This window comes from Arthrobacter sp. UYP4, from assembly GCF_057291175.1.
Genome location: NZ_JBXAVU010000002.1, coordinates 64,297 through 87,277 on the forward strand (window position 1 = coordinate 64,297; position 22,981 = coordinate 87,277).

The following is a 22,981-nucleotide window of genomic DNA, read 5'->3' on the forward strand; positions in this document are numbered from 1 at the left end:
CGGATCCCATTCAACCAGTCCCGGCGTGATCCGGGGCCGGCACATCTTCGGCGGCGAAGGGTTCGTCGGGCACGGGGCCGAGCAGGGTGACCTCGACGCGGTCCCCTGCCCGCAGGGACGCGACTCCCTCGGGGACGTGCACGAGGCAGTTCGACGCCGCGAGGGCGTGCAGGAGATGGGACCCGGGTCCGCCGACCAGCACCACCGCGCCGTCGCGGTAGAGTCCGCGCCGCACCTGGTGCTTGGCCTCGGGGCTCACGAGGTCCTCGGCGAGGACGGCCTGCAGCCGCAGGCGCGGCGCCGGGACGCCGGTCAGCCGCCGGAGGGCCGGGCGGAGGAACATCTCGAAGGACACGATGGCGCTGACCGGGTTGCCGGGGAAGCCGAGGAACGGCACGCCGGAGATGGTGCCGTGTGCCTGGGGTCCGCCGGGCTGCATGGCCACCGACGAGAACTCCACGCTGCTGTCGGCCAGCGCCTGCTTCACCACCTCGTAGGCTCCCTGGCTGATACCGCCGGTGCTGAGGACGAGGTTGGTGCTGCCGGCCGGGATCGCGGCGAGGGCGTCCCTCAGGACCGCGGGGTCGTCGCCGACGAGCCGGTGGCGCGCCACGTCCACGCCGGCCTCGCGGAGCGCCGCCTCGAGCAGCGTCGTGTTGGCGTCGTAGATCGTGCCCGGCGCGAGCGTGGTGCCGGGCTCGGCGACCTCGTCGCCCGTGGACAGGAGCAGCACCCGGAACCGCGGCCGGACGGACACCGAGCCGACCCCGCAGGCTGCGAGGAGCCCCAGCTGTGCGGCGCCGAGCAGGGTGCCCGCCGGTAGCGCCACGTCCCCCTCGCCGAGGTCGCTGCCCGCGCGGCGCACGAACTGCCCGTTTGGGATACCGCGTGGCAGGATCACCGACACCTCCCCGCCTTCGCGGTCCGCGGCGGAGTAGAACTGCGCCGGCTCGGCCCGTTCGATCGGGACGACGGCGGCGGCACCGGCGGGCAGCATGGCACCCGTCATGATCGGCGCGGCCGTCCCGGCCTCCAGCACGGGCGGTACGGAACCGGCGGGGATGGCCTCCGCCACGACGAGCCGGCCCGGGTCGGCGAGGTCGTCGGCGTGGACGGCGTACCCGTCCATCTGCGAGTTGTCGAACGAGGGAAGGCTCACCGGCGCCCGCACGTCCGCCGCCAGCGCCCGCCCGAGGGCCTCGGCGAGGGGAAGGGCGTCGGGCCGGCCGGCGTCGTACCCGCTGCTCCCCCGCAGGAGCCCGGCGACGGCGGCCCGGTGTTCGGCGACGGTTCTTCTCATGCCTGCCTCTCGCGCGCCTCCGGGCCGGTCCCCGCGGGTCGTCGGGGGGAGCTCGGGAGCCTAGGTCACCGTGAACGTTACCGTGTGGAGCCCCTCGGCACCGTCGGGTGCCGGATCGACGGACGCCTCCGACTGGATGCCTCCGTCGCGGTCCACCGCGCGGGCCTGGACCGTGTGCGGACCGGCCGCGAGCTCCAGGGTGGCGGCGTACTGGCACCAGGTGTCGGCGGAGATGGGCCGGGCGAGCGTCGCGGGCTGCCAGGCGCCGCCGTCGACCCTCACGTCCACGCCCGCCACTCCCCGGTGCTGTGCCCAGGCGACTCCCCCGACGACCACCGTCCCCGCCGGGATGCTCGCATTCGGGCGGGGCACGTCGATGCGGGAGGAGGTCTTGACGGGGCCGCGCTCGGACCAGCCGCGCGTGGACCAGTACGCCGCGTCGTCGGTGAAGCGGGTCACCGTCAGCTCCTCCACCCATTTCGTCGCGGACACGAAACCGTAGAGGCCGGGGACGACGAGACGGACGGGGAAGCCGTGCTCGACCGGCAGCGGTTCCCCGTTCATGCCCACGGCGAGCAGGGAGTCCCGTCCGTCCGTCAGGGCCTCGAGCGGGGTGCCCGCCGTGAAGCCGTCCACGCTGCGGGACAGGACCATGTCCGCTCCCGGCCGCACGCCGGCCCGGGCGAGGAGCTCGCGGACCGGCCAGCCGAGCCAGCGCGCGGTGCCCGTCAGGTCGCCGCCCACCGGGTTGGACACGCAGGCCAGCGTGATGTGCCGCTCGACCAGGGGCAGCGCGAGCAGCTCCTCGAGGGTGATCTCGACCTCGCGCTCCACGAGGCCCGTGACCCTCAGCGACCAGCGGGCGGGGTCGACGACGGGTACCACGAGGGCGGTGTCGATGCGGTAGAAGTCGGCGGCGGGTGTGACGAGGGCGCTGATGCCCTGGATCCCCAGGTCGGCCCCGTCCGGCACGAACGAGCCCTCGGCCGGAGGCACCGTCCCCTCCGCCGGATCCGGGAGCGGGATCGATGCGCGCTGCCGTGCGACGTCGGACTGCGACCAGCGCACGTTCGTCGCAGCGCCTCCCGCGGCCACGGCGACGACGGCCGCTCCGCCCGCGCCCTGCAGGAACCGGCGTCGGGCCGGGGCCGTACCCGCTCCGCCGTCGGCCGCGTGCCGCGTCCAGGACCGCAGCGACCGTACGAGGGCATCGAGGACGAGGAGTGCGATCAGCGCGGCGACCACCGGTGCCGCGAAGGACACGGTGGAGGATTGCGGCCGGGATGCCACCGCGGCCACGCCGATCAGCCCGAACCCGAGGACGACCGCCCGGCCCGCGTACGAGCGCCGGTACTCGAGGATGCCGACGGCGAGGGCGATGCCCGTGATCAGGACGCCGATCGTGCCGAGGAGGACAGCCTTGTCCGCGGTGCCGAACAGGGTGATGGCCCAGTCCTTCACGCCCGCCGGCAGTGCATCGATCACGGCCGAGCCGACGGCGCTGACCGGGGTGACGGAGGGACTCAGGGCCGCGGCGGCCAGCTCGCCGCCGATCACCCCCAGCCCGACGGCGAGGACTCCGCAGGCCGCTGCCCAGGTCCGCCGTCGCATCATCGCTGCCTTCCGTCCGGGCCCCGATCGTCCGCGGGCCGGGGCCGATCGCGCGTGACGGCGCTCCACCGCGCAGGGACACCTGCTACACGACCGCGGGGAGCCGGGTGTTCCCTCCGCACGGCGTTCCGTCGGAGGGCCCGCCGTACAGGGCCCGGGACCCGTGCGGAAGACCCTGCCCGTCCGACGCTTCCGGTAGGGCCGGGGACGGCGGAGGGCGTACCCTCGTTCCATGGGAATCCAACTGGGCATGCCGGGCTCCGCCCGCGATTCCGTGGCCCGGGGTCTCCTGGACTCCCACGGTCGGCAGGCGACCGACATGCGCCTGTCACTGACGGACAAGTGCAACCTGCGCTGCACCTACTGCATGCCCGCGGAAGGCCTGAACTGGCTGCAGAAGGACCAGGTCCTGTCCCGCGGGGAGATCGTGCGCCTGGTCCGTATCGGCGTGGACCGGCTCGGCATCCGGGAGCTGCGCCTCACCGGCGGCGAGCCGCTCGTCCGTGCGGACCTCCTCGACATCATTCGGGACATCCGCGCCGACCACCCCCAGCTCCCCATCTCGATGACCACCAATGCGCTGGGACTCGATCGCCGTGCCGCTCAGCTGAAGGAGGCAGGGCTCACGCGGATCAACGTCTCCATGGACTCGCTGCATCCGGAGACCTTCGCGCAGCTGACCCGTCGGCCGTTCCTCGACCGCGTGCTGAAGGGGATCGAGGCCGCAGCCGCCGCAGGATTGGGGCTCGTCAAGATCAACGCCGTGCTGATGCGCGGCGTCAACGACCACGAGGCGCCCGACCTCGTGGAGTGGGCCGTGGCCCGCGGCTTCGAGCTGCGGTTCATCGAGCAGATGCCCCTCGACGCGGACCACGGCTGGACGAAGGAGGGCATGGTGACGGCCGCCGAGATGCGGGAGCTCGTCGAGACGCGCTTCGTCCTGACACCCGATCCCCGGAACCGCGACGGCGCCCCCGCCGAACGGTGGGAGGTCCGCTCGAAGGAGTCGCCGGGGGTGGTCCTCGGGACGGTCGGCATCATCGCGTCCGTCACCGAGCCCTTCTGCGGGGACTGCCGCCGGACGCGCGTGACGGCGGAGGGCAAGGTCATGAGCTGCCTCTTCTCCCGCGAGGAGACCGACCTCCGGGATCTCCTGCGCTCGGAAGCCGGCGACGACGCCGTCGCGCAGCGCTGGCGTGACGCCATGTGGCTCAAGCCCAGGGCGCACGGCATGGACCACACCGGACTCGGCGCGGCCGACTTCGTGCAGCCCGACCGCTCGATGAGCGCCATCGGTGGCTGAGGTGCTGGTGAGGTATTTCGGGGCGGCCAGGGCTGCGTCCGGTGTGGATCAGGAGCGCCTACCCGGTGGGCGGAGCCTCGACGACGTGCTGACCGACCTGCGGCAGCGCCCGGCCGTGCCGGGCAAACCGTCGCTGGCGAAGGTGCTCGACAGGAGCAGCTTCCTCCTCAACGAGGTGGCACTGCGGAACCCCTCGGCCGTCCTGCAGGACGACGACGTGCTCGACATCCTGCCGCCGTTCGCCGGCGGCTAGGACGCGAAGTCCGCCTCCGTGTCGAACGGCCCGACGACGACCGTCGTGCGCGGGGCGGCGGCCAGTTCACGGGCCAGCGCCTGCACCTCGTCCGCCGTCACGGACCGGATGCGGTCGAGGGACGCGTCCATGTCGACGAACTCCCCGGACACCAGTTCCGAGCGGCCCAGCCGGGACATGCGGGAACTGCTGTCCTCGAGAGCCATGACCAGTCCGCCCGAGAGCTGGCCCACGGCCTTGCGCAACTCCTCCGCGTCGATGCCATCGGCTGCGAGGCGGTCCAGTTCCGACCCGAGGAGGTCGATGACCTGCCCCGTCTTGGCCGGCGAGCACCCCGCGTACATACCGAAGTAGCCGGCGTCGGCGTAGGCGGCCGAGAAGGAGTACGTCGAGTACACGAGGCCGCGCTTCTCGCGGATCTCCTGGAACAGCCTCGAGGACATGCCTCCGCCGAGGACGGCGTTCAGGACACTCATCGCGAACCTGCGCTCGTCCGTGGCCGTGATCGACGGGCATCCGATCAGGATGTTGGACTGCTCCACCGCCCGGCGGATCACGTGCACCCCGGTGGCGCCCTGCACCGGCACCTCCGTCGCGGAGCGGCGCGGGACCGGCAGGGCGCCGTCCTCGAGCTGCCACCCGGCCGTCTCCAGCGCCTCCTGCACCAGGCGGCAGACGGTCTCGTGGTCCAGGCCGCCCGCGGCGGTCACCACGAGTTCGGCGGGCGTGTAGTAGCGGCGGTAGTGCGCCAGGACGGACTCCCTGGGCACCGCGCGGATGGCGTCGGGGGTACCGCCGATGGGCCGGCCGAGCGGGTGGTCGCCCAGCACCAGCTCGACGAACTTCTCGTGGGCGACGTCGGCCGGGTCGTCGCTGTCCATGGCGATCTCCTCGAGGATGACGTCCCGCTCCTGCTCGAGCTCGTCCGGATCGAGGACGGCCGAGGTGACCATGTCCGCGATGACGTCGATGGCCATGGGCAGGTCGGAGTCGAGGACCCGAGCGTAGTAGCAGGTGTTCTCCTTCGCGGTCGCTGCGTTGGACTCGCCGCCGACCTCGTCGAAGGCCGACGCGATGTCCATGGCACTGCGGCGCTCCGTGCCCTTGAACAGCAGATGCTCCAGGAAATGGGTGGAGCCGTGCTGGCCCTCGGCCTCGTCCCGCGAACCGACGCCGACCCAGAACCCGATGGTCGCCGATCGCTGGCCCGGCATCGCCTCGGTGAGCACGCGGACCCCGCCGGGCAGCACACTGCGCCGGACGACGTTACCGCCCGGATCCCCCGCGACGAAGGTGGGGTCGGGGCCGTCCCCGACGGGCAGGGGCGTCGGCAGGAGCGGAAGGGACACTACGGAGGACAGGGGCATCCTGGTCTTTCTGGGGATTCGGGAAAGGCCCCGGCGCCGACCGACATGGATCGGTCGGCGCCGGGGCCGCGGTCCGCTCAGGACGAGCGGGACGACAGGCTACGCGTCGTCGGCCTCGGCGGCGTCGGGCAGCTCGATGCCGGCGTCCTCGGAGGAGTCCTCCGCCACGACGGGCGAGAGCGACAGCTTGCCGCGGTCGTCGATCTTGGTGATCTCGACCTGGACCTTCTGGCCCACGGACACGACCTCGTCGACGTTGTCGACACGCTTGCCGCCCGCGAGCTTGCGCAGCTCGGAGATGTGCAGCAGGCCGTCCTTGCCCGGCGTCAGCGAGACGAAGGCACCGAAGGTCGTGGTCTTGACGATCGTGCCCAGGTAGCGCTCACCGATCTCGGGGACCTGCGGGTTCGCGATGGCGTTGACCGCCGCGCGCGCCGCCTCGGCCGACTCGCCGTTCGTGGCGCCGATCAGCACGGTGCCGTCGTCCTCGATCGAGATGTCGGCTCCGGTGTCCTCCTGGATCTGGTTGATCATCTTGCCCTTGGGGCCGATGACCTCGCCGATCTTGTCCACGGGGATCTTGACCGAGATGATCCGCGGTGCGAACTCGGAGAGCTCGTCCGGGGTGTCGATCGCGGCCTGCAGGACGCCGAGGATGTGCAGGCGGGCCTCGCGGGCCTGCTTCAGCGCTGCAGCGAGCACGGAGGCGGGGATGCCGTCGAGTTTGGTGTCGAGCTGGATCGCCGTGACGAACTCCGACGTGCCCGCGACCTTGAAGTCCATGTCGCCGAAGGCGTCCTCGGCTCCGAGGATGTCGGTCAGCGCGGCGTAGCGGGTCTGACCGTCGACGACGTCGGACACGAGGCCCATGGCGATGCCCGCGACCGGCGCCCGGAGGGGCACACCGGCGTTGAGCAGCGACAGCGTCGAGGCGCAGACCGAACCCATCGACGTGGAGCCGTTGGAGCTCAGCGCCTCGGAGACCTGGCGGATCGCGTAGGGGAACTCCTCGCGGCTCGGCAGGACGGGCACGAGGGCGCGTTCCGCCAGCGCTCCGTGGCCGATCTCGCGGCGCTTCGGGGAACCGACGCGGCCGGTCTCACCGGTGGAGTAGGGCGGGAAGTTGTAGTTGTGCATGTAGCGCTTGCGCGTGACGGGTGACAGCGAGTCGATCTGCTGCTCCATCTTGAGCATGTTCAGCGTGGTGACGCCCATGATCTGGGTCTCGCCGCGCTCGAAGATGGCGGAGCCGTGCACGCGCGGCAGGACCTCGACCTCGGCGGTGAGCTTGCGGATGTCGCTCAGGCCACGGCCGTCGATGCGGACCTGGTCCTTGAGGATGCGCTGCCGGACGACGGCCTTGTTGAGCGAGCGGAAGGCTGCGGAGAGCTCCTTCTCGCGTCCCTCGAAGGAGCCGCCGAGGGCGTCCATGAGCTCTGCCTTGAGGGCGTCGGTCGCCGTGTTGCGCTCCTGCTTGTCGGCGATCTGGAAGACCTGCGCGAGCTTCTCGGCTCCGGCGGACTCGACGGCCGCGTACACGTCGTCCTGGTAGTCGAGGAAGACCGGGAACTCGACGGTGGGCTTCGCGGCACGTGCCGCGAGGTCGGCCTGCGCCTCGCACAGGGCGCGGATGAAGGGCTTCGCGGCCTCGAGGCCGTCGGCGACGATCTCCTCGGTGGGGGCCGTGGCGCCGTTCTCCTTGATGAGGTTCCAGGAGTTGTCGGTGGCCTCGGCCTCGACCATCATGATCGCGACGTCGTCACCGGCGATACGGCCGGCGACCACCATGTCGAAGACCGAGTTCTCGAGCTCGGAGTGCTTCGGGAAGGCGATCCACTGGTCGGTGCCGCTGCCGTCGGACACGAGGGCGACACGCACGCCGCCGATCGGACCCGAGAAGGGCAGGCCGGAGAGCTGCGTCGACATGGATGCGGCGTTGATGGCGACGACGTCGTAGCGGACGTCGGGGTTGATCGCGAGGACGGTCACGACGACCTGGACCTCGTTGCGCAGGCCCTTCACGAATGCGGGGCGGAGCGGGCGGTCCATCAGGCGGCAGGCCAGGATGGCCTCCGTGGAGGGACGGCCCTCGCGGCGGAAGAACGAGCCCGGGATGCGGCCCGCGGCGTACATGCGCTCCTCGACGTCGACCGTCAGGGGGAAGAAGTCGAAGCCCTCGCGGGGCTGCTTGCCGGCCGTGGTGGCCGAGAGCAGGGCGGTGTCCTCGTCGATGTAGACCATGGCGGAGCCGGCGGCCTGCTGGGCGAGGCGTCCGGTCTCGAACCGGACGGTGCGTGTTCCGAAGCGACCGTTGTCGATCACTGCTTCGGCGAACTGGATTTCGGGACCCTCCAAGAGAGTCACCTCCGTTTCTCAGGTATCGGAGGCAATCGGCACCCGTCGTGGTCCCGTCCCTCGTGGACGGTCCACAGCACCCGGTCTTCGATCGAGATCCACGGAAGCCGCATCGTCGGATACGTTCCGGAGACCACTACCGAGGACCGCGAATGCGTGGTGCCGGTTGGCTCCTGTTGTGCGTGGGTATGTCTATGGTGTCAGGTACTGCTGGTTCTGCTCTTCGGTGTCGCGGAAGCGCGCTGCGCCGCCGGGCCCGTACGAGGAAGGCGGCTCCCTCTCCCGGGGAGAGGATGCCGCCTTCCGGTGCTACTTATCGACGCAGACCCAGGCGCTCGATGAGCGACCGGTAACGCGTGATGTCGGTGTCCCGCAGGTAGTCCAGCAGGCGACGGCGGCGACCCACGAGAAGAAGCAGGCCACGACGCGTGTGGTGGTCGTGCTTGTGCATCTTCAGGTGCTCGGTCAGGTCGAGGATACGACGGGAAAGCATCGCGATCTGCACCTCGGGTGAACCGGTGTCACCTTCGGCCAGGGCGTATTCCTTGATGATTTCCTGCTTGATGGCGGCGTCAAGGGCCACGTGTAACTCCTAGAGTTGTACCGTGTACAGGTGCTGAGCATCGCTTGCACGACGACACAGAAAAATCCAGCCACCACGGACTGCAGCCGGATCTGTATCGAGTTTAGCGTCTGGCCTGTTGTTCTGTCGAAAGCAGCCCGCGCGCGCGGTCGACGTCGAGCTTCATCTGCTCGATGAGCGCCTCCGGCCCCGTGTAGGCGACCTGCCCCCGCAGCCGCTCCACGAACTCGACGACGATCGACTGCCCGTAGAGGTCGAAGTCCTGGACGCGCTCGGGCGGTCGGTTGATGACGTGTGCCTCGACCTGCCGGTCGACGCCGTCGAAGGTGGGGTTGGACCCGACGGAGATCGCCGCCGGCCACCGCGTGCCCGCCTCGTCGACGAGCCAGCCCGCGTAGATGCCGTCGGCCGGGATGAAGCCCTGGGAGGAGGCGGCGAGGTTCGCCGTCGGATAGCCGAGTTCCCGTCCGCGCGCCGCTCCGTGCACCACCTCGCCGCGCATGCGGTGGTTGCGGCCGAGCACGCGGGTAGCGGTGCCGACGTCCCCGGCCTCGAGCGCTTCGCGCACCCAGGTGGACGAGCACCGCCGGTCGCCGTCGGCGTCCGTCGCGTCCAGCGGGAGGCTCGCGCCGAAGTCGTCGATGACGAGGACTTCGAAGCCCAGCTTCCGGCCGAGCTCGCGCATGGTGCCGAGATCCCCGCTGTTGCCCCTGCCGAAGCGCACGTCGTGGCCGATCACCACGGCCTTGGCCTTCAGTGCCCGGACGAACACGCGTTCGACGAACTCCTCCGGTGAGTTCGCGGCGAGGTCGAGGGTGTAGTGCATCATGAGCAGCGCGTCGATGCCGGTCTCGGCGAGGGTCTCGACCCGGTCGGCGAGACCCATGATCAGCTCGGGTGCCGCATCGGGCCGGTGCACCTGTGCGGGGTGCGGATCGAAGGAGACGACGACGGCGGATGCGTTGCGCTCCCGCGCCGCCTCGACGACCTGCTGCAGGACGCGCTGGTGGCCCCGGTGCACGCCGTCGAAGTTCCCGAGCGTCAGGACGGCGGGCCCGAAATCCGGTGGCACGCTGTCCAGGTCTCTCCAGTAGAACACGCATCTCCTTCGTGGTTCGGCCGATTCCCGCCACCCGGGTCCGGGTCGGTCGCCGCTCCCATTATGGCCGAAAGGACCGGGGCGTACGGCATCGGCCTGCAGGTGGCGGGCGGCTTCCGGCGCTCGTGGGAAGCGGCCCGGCACGCCCTGGGCCGGCCGGGTCAGCCGCGCTGGGCGAACTCCTTCCGGAGGTCGCTCGTCTTGGCGATGTACTTGTGCCAGACGAGCAGGGCCGGCGGGAAGGCCAGCTCGACGACCATCAGGATGATCAGGACGTAGTTCGGGGTGCCGGAGAACGCCCAGGACAGGACCCGTCCGATCCCGCCGACGAAGACCATGAGGCATACCAGCCAGAGCATGTTGGCCCACTGGAACTTGATGGCGATGGTGATGAATGCGGCACCGACACCGACCATCATGGCCGAGAAGAACCGGAACTGGTTCTCGAGCGTCGGGTTGACCGGGTCGGCTTCGGTGTCCGGCAGCCCGGCCGTCCCGAGGATCAGGTAGTAGGCGCCGAAGCCGGCGATGACGAGGCCCACCAGGACCACGACGGTCCGGAAGACGTTCCAGTCCCCGCCCGAGGTGCCGGGGGTGCCGGACTTCCTGCCCTTGGCCTTGGGGGCGCTGGAGGGCGTGGACGTCGGGGCTCCCGTGCCGGCGGTGTCATTCCCGGGGGCCGCCGCCCTGGTCCGCGGCGCCGGAGCCTCCGCATCCGGGGACCGTCCGCCGGTCCGGGCGGTACCGTCGAGGCGGCGCGCGTCGGGAACCGATGGCCGACCGGCCCCGGCTGACGAGGAGTTGTCGTGCTCGGGCTTGTTGCTGGTCATGACGCTCCCTGGGGGCAGGCTGGATCGGTGCTGTAGCGCCATACTCTCACGGTGGGACCGCGCCGCGGGCCCGGAGGGGCAGGAGCGCCCCGGCGGAGTCAGTCGGCCGTGCGACCCGCCCCGTTCCGGCGCAGCCACAGCAGCCCGAGGATCGGGAGGATCAGCGGGACGAAGCCGTAGCCACGGCCGAACGCCGACCACACGGTCTCGCTCGGGAAGGCCTCGGCATCGACGATGCTGAGGAGGCCGACGGCGACCACGCCGACGAGCTCGGTGGTGACGGCGACGACGGAGACGCGGAAGGCCCTCGCGCCGGGGCGTGCGAGGGACACCGTCGCGACGATGTAGACGACGGCCGCGAGGGCCGAGAGGAGATAGGCGAGCGGCGCCTCGCCGAACTTGGTGGCGATCTGGAAGGCGGCGCGGGCCGTCGCCGCCAGCGCGAAGACCCCGTACACGGCGATGAGCAGGCGACCCGGCCCGGTGGCGCGGCTGGTCCTCCTCGCGTCGTCGGCTGCGTCCGTCGCACCGGCACCCTTCGCGGGCAGGTTGTCGTCATGTCCAGCCGTCACAGGCCCGCCACCCCGTCCCAGATCTGCTCCATGCGGAACAGCATGACGAAGACCGTCAGCCCGGCGGCGGCCAGGACGAGATTGCTCCAGCGCGTCCGGTCGAGGATGGACCACCAGAACGCGCCCACGGGCACCACGAGCGCCGTGAGGAGGTAGCCCCAGAACTCCCAGGCCTCCCCCAGGACGGGGTCGCCCGTGACCTGGCGGATCCCGGCGCCCACCGAGTAGGCCAGGAGGAACAGCTCGACGGCCGCCACCGAGAGGATGGTGATGTCGTTCGGCGGCTGGCGCAGCAGGGAGGCTCCGACACAGAGGACCGCGGAGACCGAGCAGACGAGGACACCCACGAGGAAGAAGGGATCCACGGCTACTCCTTCCCGCCGGGAGCGAACACGAGGACGGTCCGCGCGGCGCCACCGCGGTTCTCCAGCAGGGCCACGAGCGTGCCGTCCGGGGCGAAGGCGGCGACGGGCGCGTCCTGCTCCGCGTTCGGCGCGATCTTCCGGCCGTGCGAGACGTCCGCGGCCTCGGCGTCCGAGAGCTCCCGCACCGGGAACAGCGCCCGGCCGGCGTCGTCGAGCGACAGGATGTCCAGATCCTCGGCGAGCTGGTCGAGCGTGCGGGCGGAGGCGATGGAGTAGGGCCCGACCCGGGTCCGGCGGAGCGCCGTGAGGTGGCCGCCGACGCCGAGGGCCCCGCCCAGGTCGCGGGCGAGGGCACGGATGTAGGTACCGGAGCTGCATTCGACCGTGACGTCGACGTCCTGCAGGCGTCCGCTGCTGACCCTGCGGATCGCGGAGATGTCGAAGCGGTGGATGGTGATGGGACGCGCGGGGAGGTCGACGTCCTCGCCGGAGCGCACGCGGGCGTAGGACCTCTCGCCCTTGACCTTGATGGCGCTGACGCTGCTCGGGACCTGCTGGATCTCGCCCGTCAGGGCGGCCACGGCGGTCCTGATCTCCGCTTCGGTGACGGCCGCCGCGATGCTTCCGCCCGTGACCTCGCCCTCGGCGTCGTCGGTGACGGTCGACTGCCCCAGCCGGATGGTCGCGGTGTAGGTCTTGGAGGTGCCCACGATGAAGGTCAGCAGGCGCGTGGCGCGATTGACGCCGATCACGAGGACTCCGGTGGCCATCGGGTCGAGCGTCCCGGCGTGGCCGACCTTGCGGGTCCCGGCGAGGCGCCGCAGCCGGCCCACGACGTCGTGACTGGTCCAGCCCTGAGGCTTGTCCACGATGATCAGCCCTGAGTGGACCTGCCCGGAATTCACGCCTCCCAGTATATGGGGCACCGCGCGGCCTCCCGGCGCCGCCGCGCTCCGGCCCTACCCCGCGATACGATCCTGCCTATGCCCTCAGCTCCAGCCCACGTGGTGAATGTCCCGGTCAACCAGATCCGCGAGATCACGCAGGCGGCGTGGGCGACGCCCGATTCGATCGTCCTCAGCATCGGCGAACCGGCCTTCCCCGTGGCCCGCCACGTGCTCGAGGCGGCGATGGCGGCACTGGACCGGGACGACACCGACTACACGCCCAACGCCGGCATCGTTCCGGTGCGGGCCGCGTTCGCCGAGCACTTCTCCCGACGGTCCGGTGTCGAGGACGACCCCTCCCGTGTCTTCGTCGTCGCCGGCGCGCAGCAGGGTCTGCATCTGGCACTCAGCACGCTCATCGGCGCCGGCGACGAGGTCCTCCTCCCCGATCCCGGGTATCCGACGTTCACCATGACCGTCGGCCTGCTGGGCGGGGTCCCCGTGCCCTATCCCCTGGTACCGCACCACGGCTTCCAGCCGCGGATCGAGGACCTGCGGCGGCTCGTGTCGGCGCGCACCAGGGTGCTCATGCTCAACTCGCCGTCGAACCCCCTCGGCTCGGTCTTCGGCTCCGACCTGACACGCGACCTCGTGCGCTTCGCCCACGAGAACGATCTCTGGATCATCTCCGACGAGTGCTACGAGGCGTTCACCTACGACGTGCCGCACATCAGCCCCGCGCGTTTCGACGCGGGCGGGCCCGAGGCCGTGCCGGAGGCGACCGAGGCACGCGTCATCACCTCCCTCACGCTGTCCAAGACCTACGGCCTGACCGGGCTGCGCATCGGCGCCCTCGTCACGCCGCCCGGGATGGAACCGCTCCTGAACAACGTCATGGAAGCCACCGTGTCCTGCGTGTCCGCGCCGTCCCAGTACGCCGGACTCGCGGCCCTCACCGGCCCGCAGGACTACGTGCACACGGCCCTGGAGCACTACCGCGCCAATCGGGACGCGGCGACGGCGGTCCTCGACGCACTCGGCATCGGCTACCTCGACGCCCGCGGCGCCTTCTACCTGTGGGCCGATCTCTCCCACGCGACGGGAGGCGACGTCCGGGCGTGGACCAGGGCGTTCCTCGCGGACCGGGGCGTCGCGCTGGCACCGGGCACCGCGTTCGGGGCCATGGGCGAGGGCTGGGTGCGGATCGCCCTGTGCGGCAGGACGGACGAACTCGTCGAAGGGCTCTCCCGCCTCCCGGCACCGCAGCGGACCTGACCCGGCGCGGAGCGCCGCCCCGCCTGGCGCTGCCGTGCCAGGGCGCTCCGGACGCGACAGGGCCGGAGGACGCGAGAGGCAGCCGACCGGTGGTCGGCTGCCTCTCGCGCTGCGGTGGGACGGACTAGCGCCCCGTCTCCCCGTCGTCCTCGGAGGTGCGGTACGGATCCGCATCCCCCGCGAAGTCGGCGCCCTGGGCTATCGCCGCCACTTCGGCGTCGCGCTCGCGGGCCTTCTGCAGCAGCTCCTCGAGGTGGCTGGCATTGACCGGCACCTCGTCGGGGACGAACTCGAGGGTGGGTGTCAGCCGGGCGGTGATGTTCTTCCCGACCTCTGAGCGCAGGACGCCGCGGGCCGATTCGAGCGCCGTCCGGGTGGCCTGCTGCTCGTCCGCGTCGCCGAGCACGGTGTAGTACAGGGTGGCGTGCTGGAGGTCGTTGGTCACACGGGCGTCCGTGATGGTCACGGCTTCCAGCCGGGGGTCCTTCACTCGGCGCCGGAGCGCCTCGGCGACGATGACTTTGATGCGCTGCGCGAGCCGCGCGGCGCGGGCCGGATCTGCCATTGCTATTACTCCTACGAAAGCGGGTGGTATCGGGGGTCCCCATCGTGCGGGCGGGTCCCGGGTGTGCGACGAGCACAGGCGCCCCGGAGAACCGGGGCGCCTGTGCCGACCGACGTGCTAGACGCGGGGCTTCTCCCGCATCTCGAAGGTCTCGATGGTGTCGCCTTCCTTGACGTCGTTGAACGACCCGAGGCCGATACCGCACTCGAAGTCGGTGCGGACCTCGGTGGCGTCGTCCTTGAAGCGCTTGAGCGAGTCCACGGAGAGGTTGTCCCCGATGACCTTGCCGTCGCGCAGGACGCGTGCCCTCGAATTGCGTCGGATGATGCCCGACCGGACGATCGAACCGGCGATGTTGCCGAACTTCGAGGAACGGAACACCTCGCGGACCTCTGCGGTTCCGAGCTGCACCTCCTCGTACTCCGGCTTGAGCATGCCCTTGAGGGCGAGCTCGATGTCGTCGATCGCGGCGTAGATGACCGAGTAGAAGCGCATGTCCACGCCTTCACGCTCGGCGAGGTCCGCCACGCGCTCGGCCGGCTTGACGTTGAAGCCGATGATGATCGCGTTGTCGACCGTGGCCAGGTTGACGTCGTTCTGCGTGATCGCACCGACGCCGCGGTGGATGACGCGCAGCTGCACGCCCTCCCCGACGTCGATCTTGAGCAGCGAGTCCTCCAGGGCCTCGACGGCACCCGAGACGTCACCCTTGAGGATGAGGTTGAGGGTGTCGACCTTGCCCTCGGCGACGGCCTGGTCGAAGTCCTCGAGGCTGATGCGCTTGCGGCGCTTCGCGAGGGCCGCGTTGCGGTCCGCCGCTTCACGCTTCTCGGCGATCTGGCGTCCGGTGCGCTCGTCGTCGGTGACGAAGAACGTGTCACCTGCACGGGGCACGTTGGACAGCCCCAGGACCTGGACCGGACGCGACGGTCCGGCCGTGGTGACGACGTCGCCGTTCTCGTCGAACATCGCACGCACGCGGCCGTGGGCCGTACCGGCGACGATCGTGTCGCCGACATGCAGCGTTCCGGACTGGACGAGCACCGTGGCGACGGCACCGCGGCCGCGGTCGAGGTTGGCCTCGATCGCGATACCGCGGGCGTCCTTGTTCGGGTTGGCCCGCATGTCCAGCGCGGCGTCCGCGGTGAGCAGGACGGCCTCGAGGAGGTCGTCGATGCCCATGCCCTGGAGCGCCGAGACGTGCACGAACATCGTGTCGCCGCCGTACTCCTCGGGCACCAGGCCGTACTCCGTGAGCTGGCCCTTGACCTTGTCCGGGTTCGCGCCTTCCTTGTCCATCTTGTTGACGGCCACCACGATCGGCACGTTGGCCGCCTGGGCGTGGTTCAGCGCCTCCACGGTCTGCGGCATGACGCCGTCATCCGCTGCGACGACGAGCACCGCGATGTCCGTGACCTTCGCACCACGGGCACGCATGGCGGTGAACGCCTCGTGGCCGGGGGTGTCGATGAAGGTGATGGCACGCGTGGTGTCCTCGTGGACGTGCTGGATCTGGTAGGCGCCGATGTGCTGGGTGATGCCGCCGTGCTCGCCCTCGACGACCTTGGTGTTCCGCACCGCGTCGAGGAGTCGCGTCTTACCGTGGTCGACGTGGCCCATGACCGTGACGACCGGCGGACGTGCCTCGAGCTGCTCGTCACCCTCGGCTTCCAGCTCCGCGTCGAAGTCGATGTCGAAGCTGCTGAGGAGCTCGCGCTCCTCGTCCTCGGGCGAGACGACCTGGATCTTGTAGCCGAGTTCCGTGCCGAGCACCTCGAAGGTGTCCTCGTCCAGCGACTGGGTTGCCGTGGCCATCTCACCGAGGTGGAACAGCACGGTGACCAGTGCGGCGGGGTTCGCCTCGATCTTGTCGGCGAAGTCCGTGATGGACGAACCGCGGCGCAGACGGACGATCGTGTTGCCGTCTCCGCGGGGTACGCTCACGCCACCCAGCGAGGGAGCCGACATCTGCTCGAGTTCCTGCCGCTTCGCACGCTTCGACTTGCGCTGCTTGCCGCGACCGGCTCCGCCCTTGCCGAAGGCTCCGGCGGTGCCGCCGCGTCCGCGGCCGCCCTTGCCGAAACCGCCGCCGGCGGGTGCTCCGCTGGGGCTGGCAGGTGCTCCACCGGGTCCGCGGCGCGGACCGGCGCCCGCACCCGGCGCTCCGCGGCCGGGGGCAGCAGGACGTTCGGTGCGGTTCGGCATCATGCCGGGGGTGGGACGTGAGCCCGGGGCTCCGGCGGGACGGGGTGCCCCCGGACGCGGTGCGCCCGGACGGGGTCCACCCGCACCGGCAGCGGGACGGGGTCCGCCCGCACCGGCAGCCGGGCGGGGTCCGCCCGGACCTGCGGCGGGACGCTGCTGTGCATCGTCACGACGACCGGGCCGGGGCATGCCCTGCGACGGTGCGAACGGGTTGTTGCCCGGACGGGGCGGACGCTCCGAGGTGCGGTCGGCACCGCGGTCGGCCTCTCCGCGACGCGAGCCCATGCCCTGCGACGGTGCGAAGGGGTTGTTGCCCGGACGGGGCGCTCCGCCGGGACGGGCGCCCGACGGGCGGGTTCCGGCGGAGGGAGCCGCCGGAGGGGTGGCCGGCCGCGGGGCCGGACGTGCGCCCGGCGTCGCGCCGTCACCCTGGCTGCCCTGCTGGGCGGGTGCGGGTGTGTCCTGTGCTGCCGGGGCGGGGGTCTCCGCGGGAGCCGAACCGTTCGAGAACGGCGACGGCTGCGGTGCGGCCGGAGCGGCCGGAGCGGCAGGGGTCGACGGCACCGACGGTGCCGAGGGGGCTGCGGGCGCGGCCGGGGCGGGAGCCTCGGGAGCGGCCTGGGCAGCGCCCGGCTTCGGGCCCGACGGCGCGGGGGCCGCTGGGCGTGACGGGGCGGAGGGGGCAGCGGTCTTGGTGCTGCCCGCATCCGGGAATGCGCCGCGAAGCTTCTTCACGACGGGGGCCTCGATGGTGGATGAGGCTGAACGGACGAATTCGCCCAGTTCCTGCAGTTTCGCAACTGCGTCTTTCGAGGTTATACCGAGCTCTTTCGCGAGCTCGTGTACGCGGACCTTGGCCACATTTCTCCTGTCTCGGTCCGCACCGAGTCAGGCACGAACCGTCTATTTCCTACTGCTGATCCCAGTCGCTAGGGCGTCTGGCAGATCGAATGCAGAGCACAACGGATTGATCATCGTTGTGCACTCATCGCTGGGTACTCATCGGGTTTCCATGAGGGTGCTGACCCGCTTTCAGGGAGGACGGTGGTGGATCGGAGCGTTCGTCGCGACGCTCCAGGTATGCCTGGAAGTCCGCTGCCAGCCTGGCAGTGTCCACCGGCCCGCGGAATGCCCGATGAAAGGCTTTCCGCTTGATGGCCGTTTCCATGCATGCCGTGTCGGGGTGCAGCCAAGCACCCCGCCCGGACAGCCGGCGTCGCTCGTCGAGAACGGCGACATCCTGTCCGCCGATCGGTCGTGCGACGACCCGCATCACGTGTGACTGGCGGTCCCGTCGGCGGCATCCCACGCAGGTGCGTGTCGGATGGGTGTCCTCCGGCTGGTGCCCGGACTCTCCTCGTCGAACAGAGTCTTCCGGGCGCGACTCGACAGCAGTCCCTTCCATTCTACCCCTTCCGGATCTGCCGGCGGACCGGGCCGCCTACGCCTTCGCGGCGGGGGCCGGCTGTGCGGCGTCGGACACGATGTCGATCCGCCAGCCGGTCAGCTTCGCGGCGAGCCGGGCGTTCTGGCCCTCCTTGCCGATCGCGAGGGAGAGCTGGTAGTCCGGCACCACGACGCGGGCGGACCGCGTGGCCTCGTCCGTGATGGTCACGGAGGTGACGCGCGACGGCGAGAGGGAGCTCGCGATGAACGAGGCGGCGTCGTCGTTGTAGTCGACGATGTCGATCTTCTCGTCGTTCAGCTCGTTCATCACCGCCCGCACGCGCGTGCCCATCTCGCCGATGCAGGCACCCTTCGCGTTCACGCCCGGCACGTTGGCCTTCACGGCGATCTTGGTGCGGTGGCCGGCCTCGCGGGCGAGGGCCACGATCTCGACCGTCTTGTCCGCGATCTCGGGGACCTCGAGCTCGAAGAGCTTCCGGACGAGGCCCGGGTGCGAGCGGGACAGGGTGATGGAGGGGCCCTTCATCCCGCGGTGGACGTCGACGACGAAGGCCCGCAGGCGGGTGCCGTGCAGGTACTTCTCCCCCGGCACCTGCTCCGGCGGCGGCAGGACGGCCTCCACCGATCCCAGGTTGACCTGGATCATGTGCGGATTGGTGCCCTGCTGGATCATGCCGGCGACCAGTTCGCCTTCCTTGCCGCGGAACTCACCGAGGATGTTGTCGTCCTCGGCGTCGCGCAGGCGCTGCAGGATGATCTGGCGCGCGGTGCTCGCGGCGATCCGGCCGAAGCCCCCGGGCGTGTCGTCGAACTCGCCGACGGTCTCGCCGTCGTCGTCCTTCTCCGTGGCCCAGATGGTGACGTGTCCGTTGCGGCGGTCCAGCTCGGCGCGCGCCGTCTCGTGCGCGCCCGGCGTGCGGTGGTACGCGATGAGCAGGGCCTGCTCGATGGTGGGGATCAGCTTGTCCAGCGGGATCTCGCGTTCGCGCTCGAGGAGCCTCAGCGCGCTCATATCAATGTCCATGTGGGTCTCCTTACGCGTGGTGCACGGCGCCGGAGATGCCCGGATCGCCCCCATCGCTGTTCTCGTGGTGTTCATCCTCAGGATGCGCGAATTCGACCTGGACGGTCCCCTTGCGGATCTTGGAAAACTCGAGGGCGAGTGGATCGCCCTGCTTCGGCTTCATGCCCTTCTTGACGGGCAGCTGCGGGATCAGCCGAATCCCGGTGGCGGTGACGTCCAGCAGCCGGCCGAGGACGACATCGCCGCTCAGCGGTTTGACCTCGACCATGCGGCCCACGTTGCGGCGCCAGTGCCGTGGTTCCGTGAGGGGCCGGGACACGCCGGGCGAGGAGATCTCGAGGCTGTACGGACGGTCGTCGTCCTCGGGGTCACTGTCCATGGCGGCGGAGAGGTCGGTTGAGATGGCCGAGATCACATCGAGCCCGACACTCCCGGAGGCGTCCTCGGGCAGGTCCACGACCACGTGGACGGTGCGGTGGGAACCGGCGACCTTGATGTCGACGTCCTCGAGGTAGAGGTCGTGCTGTTCGACGACGGGCTGCAGCCTGGTCCGCAGGCGTTGCGCTTCGGCCTGCAGTGCGGCCTCGAGGGCCGACTTGCGGGTCGAGGCATGGTTTTCGTTCCCGGACCGGACCGCCATGGCTGCCTCCCACTCGATGATGTTGTCCTCCAAGAGTACCGACATTCGGCGACGCCGGGTGTATGGCAGGGAGAAACCGGGACCGCCGTGGCATCATCGGACACTGTGATCAACCGGGCGCAGGCGGGCGGGCAGCAGGAGCGTGGAGCCCGCCTCGCCACTGCCGCCGGCACGGCCATCCGGTGGTCCGCGTGGCTCGTCGGTCTGTTCGTCGTGGTGCTCCTGGCGGTCGGCGCCTGGCTCCTTCTCGGCTCCGCCGAGCCGCCGGCGCGCGTGTACTCGCCGTCCGAACAGGCCCAGCTCGACGCCGAGGGGCGGTACCGCGGTCTCGCAGCGGATGCGCGTGCCGCAACGGCGGCGGATCCCGCCCTTGCGGAGCGGCTGACGGCGATCGCGTCGGACCTCGAGGAGCAGGCTGCCGCCGTGTCCCTGCCGCGGTCCCCCGCACGTGCTCCGGCCGGTGCGGACGCGCCGACGGATCCACCTCCCCCTGCGCCGGCGCCCTCGCCCACTGCGGCTCCCGCAGATCCGGTCCGCCTCCTGGCGATGCTGCGCGACAGCTCGCTGCGCAGCCTGTCGGACGCGGTCGATGCCGAGCCGGGCCCCGCCCGGGTGCTCGCGTCGGCGGGCGCCAACCAGTGGCGCCAGGCGGTGCTCCTCGGCGGGGTGCTCGGCGTCGGGACAGAGCTGCCGGCGGCCGAGGCGCTGACCGCCGAGGACCTCGACCCGGAGCAGGGCGCGTCCGCCGACCCCGCCCGGTCCGACACGCCGGCGTCCGTACCGGCGACCTCCGAAAGCGCGGCTTCCGGGGATGCGGCTTCCGGCCCGACCACGGCGGGCCCGGCGACGCCGGAGGAGTGCGCCGGCACTCCCCTGGGCCCGGATGCCGACCGCCAGGCCCTGCTCGGCGCGACCCGGGCGGAGGAGCAGGCCCGGTACGGCTACGAGGTCGCGGCCGCACTGCTGCCCGATCCTGCTCCCGCACTCGCCCTCTCGGCGACCCACCAGGCGGCCGCCGACACCGCCGCCGAGCGGCTCGCCGCACTGTGTGAACCCGCGGCCCCGGCGCCGGCAGGTCACGCCGTCGGACCGGCCTTCCGCGCCGATCCGGCCGCCGCCCTGCGCGACCTCGAACAGGACCACACCGAGTTCTACGCGGGCCTCATCGCCACGGTCAGCACCGCCGAACGGGCCTGGGCCGTCACGTCCCTGAACGCCGCGGTACAACGCAGCACCGAGGCGGGCGCCCCCCTCGCACCGCTGCCCGGCCTGCAGGCCGAAGCGGCCGGGACCACCGGCGACCCGACTCCGGACGCCCCGGGGGCACCCGGGGCGCCGCCCGCACCCAGCGGCACTCCCGCTCCGGGAGGACCGACCGATGGCTAGGCACCCCGACGAGGCGGCAGGAGACCGGCAGCCCGGACGGTCTGGCCCCGATGCGACCGGTGTCCCCGGCGGCACGGGGACCTGTGCTTCCGGTCGGCCCGCTTCGGACGTCCTGCCCGACCTGCCGCCGCGACTCGTCCGGAGCGCCCGGACCATCGATGGCGGCGCCCGGTGGATGCGCGGATGGCACGAGCTGCTGGCCGACAGGCTCCACGCCTGGGACCTCGACCTCGACCTGCAGCCCGGACGACCCGCCTGGTCCGGCCAGTGCGCCGTCGTCGTGCCCGTGGTGCAGCGGGGCGGCCACGAGCCGGTGGACGCCGTCCTGAAGCTCACCATCCCCCACGACGAGGCACGCTCGGAGCCGGACGCGCTGGACCTGTGGGACGGCGACGGCGCCGTGCGCCTGCTGGCGGCGTCCCGACCCGACTACGCACTGCTCCTTGCACGCCTCGACGGCGACCACTCGCTCCACGACGTCCCGCTCGACGAGACCGCCGAGCCGTGGGGCCGCGTCCTGCGCCGCCTGTCGATACGGGCCGGCGACAGCGCACCGTGGGCCGCGTTCCCGCATCTGGCATCCGATGCCGAGCAGTGGACGGACACCCTGCCCGCCCGCTGGCACGAGCTGGACGAGCCGTTCCCGCGCTGGCTGATGGAGGCCGCGCTCGAGGTGTGCCAGTCGCGGGGCATCGTGGGACGGCGGTCGGAGAACGACGTGCTGGTGCACTCGGATCTGCACTACGCCAACCTCCTGCCGTCCTCGCCGGCGCGGCTGCGGGACGTCACGGCGATCGACCCGAAGCCGGTGATCGGCGATGCCGAGTACGCCGTGGCGCCGATGCTGTGGAACCGGCTCGCGGAGCTCGATGCCGCAGACCCCGCGGGGCACCTCCGTGCACACTGCGCCGCGCTGTCCGCGGCCGCCGGACTCGACACCGGACTCGCCGTCGGGTGGACCGTGGTCCGGGAGGTCCGCAATGCGCTGTCCTACATCGGCCACGGGCAGACCGGCGACGCGCAGCGATCGCTCTGGGTGGCGAGCTCCGTCCTGGGCCGGACCCTGGACGGGCTGCCGCCGGTCCGCGAGCTGCCGACACTCTAGGGCGTCCGGTCGGTGACCGCTCCCGTCGGCGTCATGCCCCGGCGAGCATCGGACGGATGTTCTCCACCCACACGTCGGAGCCGAGCTTGATGATCAGGGCGCCGACGACGACGAGGAACACGATCCGGATGAACCTGCTGCCCTGGCTGATCGCCATGCGGGACCCGGTGTAGCCGCCGGCCATGTTCGCCGCGCCGAGCAGGAGTCCCAACCCCCACAGGATGGACCCGTTGGGCAGGAAGAACATGAGCGCGCCGAAGTTGGTGGCCATGTTCACGATCTTCGCCTTCGCGCTGGCGCCGAGGAAGTTGTAGCCCAGCAGCGTGACCATCGCGATGATCAGGAAGGACCCGGTCCCGGGGCCGATCAGCCCGTCGTAGAAGCCGATGACCAGCCCGATCGCGCCGGCCGTGCCGTAGTGCCGCGCACCCTGGTGCCGCAGCTCGGTCAGTGTCCCGACGGACGGCTTCAGGGCCGTGAACACCGCCACCGCGACGAGTGCCACCACGATGATCGGCTTGAAGACCGACGACGGCAGGGATGCCGCCAGGATCGCCCCGCCGAAGCTGCCGACGAGGGCTATCGCGGCCATCGGGAGCGCCGTCCGCAGGTCGGGATGCGCCCGGCGGTAGTAGGTGATCGCGCTCGTCGTCGTCCCGAAGATCGACCCCAACTTGTTGGTGGCCAGGGCCTCCACGGGCGTGATCCCGGGAACCAGCAGGAGCGCCGGCAGCTGCAGGAGCCCGCCACCGCCGACCACGGCGTCCACCCAGCCCGCGGCGAACCCGGCGACGAGCACCAGCAGGATGGTGGCGAGGTGCAGTTCCTCGAGTCCCGAGCCCGCCACGG

At 71.2% G+C, this 22,981-nt stretch carries 21 protein-coding genes; 5 read left to right on the plus strand and 16 right to left on the minus strand.

The features are described from left to right. Positions 1–10: 10 nt before the first annotated feature. Together AC0Z9V_RS09135 and AC0Z9V_RS09140 are read right to left on the minus strand one after the other, a co-directional pair. Positions 11–1,300, minus strand: coding sequence for a molybdopterin molybdotransferase MoeA (locus AC0Z9V_RS09135; protein WP_485141323.1), 1,290 nt, complete (start codon positions 1,298–1,300; stop codon positions 11–13). A gap of 60 nt (positions 1,301–1,360) precedes the next feature. Next, on the minus strand, positions 1,361–2,911 hold the full coding sequence (locus tag AC0Z9V_RS09140) for a molybdopterin-dependent oxidoreductase (RefSeq protein WP_485141324.1): 1,551 nt from the start codon (positions 2,909–2,911) through the stop codon (positions 1,361–1,363). A 232-nt stretch (positions 2,912–3,143) separates the two neighbouring features. Between AC0Z9V_RS09140 and moaA the strand changes: the two genes are divergently transcribed. Both moaA and AC0Z9V_RS09150 read left to right on the plus strand, forming a co-directional pair. Continuing rightward, positions 3,144–4,214, plus strand: a complete 1,071-nt coding sequence (moaA, locus tag AC0Z9V_RS09145; RefSeq protein WP_485141325.1) for a GTP 3',8-cyclase MoaA — start codon at positions 3,144–3,146, stop codon at positions 4,212–4,214. A gap of 1 nt (position 4,215) precedes the next feature. Further along, positions 4,216–4,467, plus strand: coding sequence for a MoaD/ThiS family protein (locus AC0Z9V_RS09150; protein ID WP_133082296.1), 252 nt, complete (start codon positions 4,216–4,218; stop codon positions 4,465–4,467). Here the strand turns inward: AC0Z9V_RS09150 and AC0Z9V_RS09155 are convergent. The 8 genes from AC0Z9V_RS09155 to truB form a co-directional block, all read right to left on the minus strand. Beyond that, positions 4,464–5,834 (minus strand): insulinase family protein, encoded by a 1,371-nt coding sequence (locus tag AC0Z9V_RS09155; protein WP_133082208.1) that lies wholly within the window; start codon positions 5,832–5,834, stop codon positions 4,464–4,466. The genes AC0Z9V_RS09150 and AC0Z9V_RS09155 overlap by 4 nt on opposite strands. A 99-nt stretch (positions 5,835–5,933) precedes the next feature. Further along, positions 5,934–8,189: a polyribonucleotide nucleotidyltransferase gene (locus AC0Z9V_RS09160; RefSeq protein WP_133082207.1), complete on the minus strand. Its 2,256-nt coding sequence runs from the start codon at positions 8,187–8,189 to the stop codon at positions 5,934–5,936. A gap of 313 nt (positions 8,190–8,502) precedes the next feature. Then, positions 8,503–8,772, minus strand: a complete 270-nt coding sequence (gene rpsO, locus AC0Z9V_RS09165; protein WP_087072138.1) for a 30S ribosomal protein S15 — start codon at positions 8,770–8,772, stop codon at positions 8,503–8,505. Positions 8,773–8,875: 103 nt separating this feature from the next. Beyond that, positions 8,876–9,871 carry a bifunctional riboflavin kinase/FAD synthetase gene (locus AC0Z9V_RS09170; protein WP_133082206.1) on the minus strand — a complete coding sequence of 332 codons (996 nt, stop codon included), beginning with the start codon at positions 9,869–9,871 and terminating at the stop codon, positions 8,876–8,878. Between the two features lie 161 nt (positions 9,872–10,032). After that, on the minus strand, positions 10,033–10,701 hold the full coding sequence (locus tag AC0Z9V_RS09175; protein WP_485141326.1) for a DUF4345 domain-containing protein: 669 nt from the start codon (positions 10,699–10,701) through the stop codon (positions 10,033–10,035). Between the two features lie 98 nt (positions 10,702–10,799). After that, complete coding sequence (locus tag AC0Z9V_RS09180; RefSeq protein WP_459268992.1) at positions 10,800–11,249, minus strand: hypothetical protein; 450 nt, start codon at positions 11,247–11,249, stop codon at positions 10,800–10,802. Between the two features lie 20 nt (positions 11,250–11,269). After that, positions 11,270–11,638 carry a hypothetical protein gene (locus AC0Z9V_RS09185; RefSeq protein WP_133082204.1) on the minus strand — a complete coding sequence of 123 codons (369 nt, stop codon included), beginning with the start codon at positions 11,636–11,638 and terminating at the stop codon, positions 11,270–11,272. Between the two features lie 2 nt (positions 11,639–11,640). Beyond that, complete coding sequence (gene truB, locus AC0Z9V_RS09190; RefSeq protein ID WP_485141327.1) at positions 11,641–12,543, minus strand: tRNA pseudouridine(55) synthase TruB; 903 nt, start codon at positions 12,541–12,543, stop codon at positions 11,641–11,643. Between the two features lie 78 nt (positions 12,544–12,621). Between truB and AC0Z9V_RS09195 the strand changes: the two genes are divergently transcribed. Next, on the plus strand, positions 12,622–13,800 hold the full coding sequence (locus AC0Z9V_RS09195) for a pyridoxal phosphate-dependent aminotransferase (RefSeq protein WP_485141328.1): 1,179 nt from the start codon (positions 12,622–12,624) through the stop codon (positions 13,798–13,800). Between the two features lie 124 nt (positions 13,801–13,924). Here the strand turns inward: AC0Z9V_RS09195 and rbfA are convergent, their stop codons facing one another. The 5 genes from rbfA to AC0Z9V_RS09220 all read right to left on the minus strand — a co-directional run bounded on the left by rbfA (position 13,925) and on the right by AC0Z9V_RS09220 (position 19,686). After that, the gene (gene rbfA, locus AC0Z9V_RS09200) at positions 13,925–14,365 is read right to left on the minus strand and encodes a 30S ribosome-binding factor RbfA (RefSeq protein WP_133082202.1); all 441 of its coding nucleotides are present in this window, start codon (positions 14,363–14,365) and stop codon (positions 13,925–13,927) included. A 117-nt stretch (positions 14,366–14,482) separates the two neighbouring features. Further along, entirely contained in the window at positions 14,483–17,431 is a 2,949-nt protein-coding gene (infB, locus tag AC0Z9V_RS09205) for a translation initiation factor IF-2 (RefSeq protein WP_485141329.1), read from the minus strand. Positions 17,432–17,555: 124 nt separating this feature from the next. Beyond that, a complete protein-coding gene (locus AC0Z9V_RS09210; protein ID WP_208740793.1) occupies positions 17,556–17,975 on the minus strand; it encodes a YlxR family protein in 420 nt (139 codons plus the stop codon). A 36-nt stretch (positions 17,976–18,011) separates the two neighbouring features. After that, the gene (gene nusA, locus AC0Z9V_RS09215; protein ID WP_133082199.1) at positions 18,012–19,001 is read right to left on the minus strand and encodes a transcription termination factor NusA; all 990 of its coding nucleotides are present in this window, start codon (positions 18,999–19,001) and stop codon (positions 18,012–18,014) included. A gap of 10 nt (positions 19,002–19,011) precedes the next feature. Beyond that, positions 19,012–19,686 carry a ribosome maturation factor RimP gene (locus AC0Z9V_RS09220; protein ID WP_485141330.1) on the minus strand — a complete coding sequence of 225 codons (675 nt, stop codon included), beginning with the start codon at positions 19,684–19,686 and terminating at the stop codon, positions 19,012–19,014. 42 nt (positions 19,687–19,728) lie between these two features. Here AC0Z9V_RS09220 and AC0Z9V_RS09225 point away from each other — a divergent pair, with 42 nt between their 5' ends. Next, positions 19,729–21,027: a DUF4439 domain-containing protein gene (locus tag AC0Z9V_RS09225; protein WP_485141331.1), complete on the plus strand. Its 1,299-nt coding sequence runs from the start codon at positions 19,729–19,731 to the stop codon at positions 21,025–21,027. After that, positions 21,020–22,132: an aminoglycoside phosphotransferase family protein gene (locus tag AC0Z9V_RS09230; protein WP_485141332.1), complete on the plus strand. Its 1,113-nt coding sequence runs from the start codon at positions 21,020–21,022 to the stop codon at positions 22,130–22,132. The genes AC0Z9V_RS09225 and AC0Z9V_RS09230 overlap by 8 nt, the downstream gene beginning before the upstream one ends. A gap of 31 nt (positions 22,133–22,163) precedes the next feature. On the opposite strand, the gene AC0Z9V_RS09235 is transcribed toward AC0Z9V_RS09230, so the two are convergent. Then, on the minus strand, positions 22,164–22,979 hold the full coding sequence (locus tag AC0Z9V_RS09235; RefSeq protein ID WP_208740790.1) for a sulfite exporter TauE/SafE family protein: 816 nt from the start codon (positions 22,977–22,979) through the stop codon (positions 22,164–22,166). Between the last annotated feature and the right edge of the window lie 2 nt (positions 22,980–22,981).

What these genes read in the sequence shown, in the direction of transcription:
- AC0Z9V_RS09135 (WP_485141323.1), bottom strand. Translation starts at nt 1,300, where the DNA reads ATGAGAAGAACCGTCGCCGAACACCGGGCCGCCGTCGCCGGGCTCCTG.
- AC0Z9V_RS09140 (WP_485141324.1), bottom strand. Translation starts at nt 2,911, where the DNA reads ATGCGACGGCGGACCTGGGCAGCGGCCTGCGGAGTCCTCGCCGTCGGG.
- moaA (WP_485141325.1), top strand. Translation starts at nt 3,144, where the DNA reads ATGGGAATCCAACTGGGCATGCCGGGCTCCGCCCGCGATTCCGTGGCC.
- AC0Z9V_RS09155 (WP_133082208.1), bottom strand. Translation starts at nt 5,834, where the DNA reads ATGCCCCTGTCCTCCGTAGTGTCCCTTCCGCTCCTGCCGACGCCCCTG.
- AC0Z9V_RS09175 (WP_485141326.1), bottom strand. Translation starts at nt 10,701, where the DNA reads ATGACCAGCAACAAGCCCGAGCACGACAACTCCTCGTCAGCCGGGGCC.
- AC0Z9V_RS09195 (WP_485141328.1), top strand. Translation starts at nt 12,622, where the DNA reads ATGCCCTCAGCTCCAGCCCACGTGGTGAATGTCCCGGTCAACCAGATC.
- rbfA (WP_133082202.1), bottom strand. Translation starts at nt 14,365, where the DNA reads ATGGCAGATCCGGCCCGCGCCGCGCGGCTCGCGCAGCGCATCAAAGTC.
- AC0Z9V_RS09210 (WP_208740793.1), bottom strand. Translation starts at nt 17,975, where the DNA reads ATGGAAGGGACTGCTGTCGAGTCGCGCCCGGAAGACTCTGTTCGACGA.
- nusA (WP_133082199.1), bottom strand. Translation starts at nt 19,001, where the DNA reads ATGGACATTGATATGAGCGCGCTGAGGCTCCTCGAGCGCGAACGCGAG.
- AC0Z9V_RS09220 (WP_485141330.1), bottom strand. Translation starts at nt 19,686, where the DNA reads ATGTCGGTACTCTTGGAGGACAACATCATCGAGTGGGAGGCAGCCATG.
- AC0Z9V_RS09230 (WP_485141332.1), top strand. Translation starts at nt 21,020, where the DNA reads ATGGCTAGGCACCCCGACGAGGCGGCAGGAGACCGGCAGCCCGGACGG.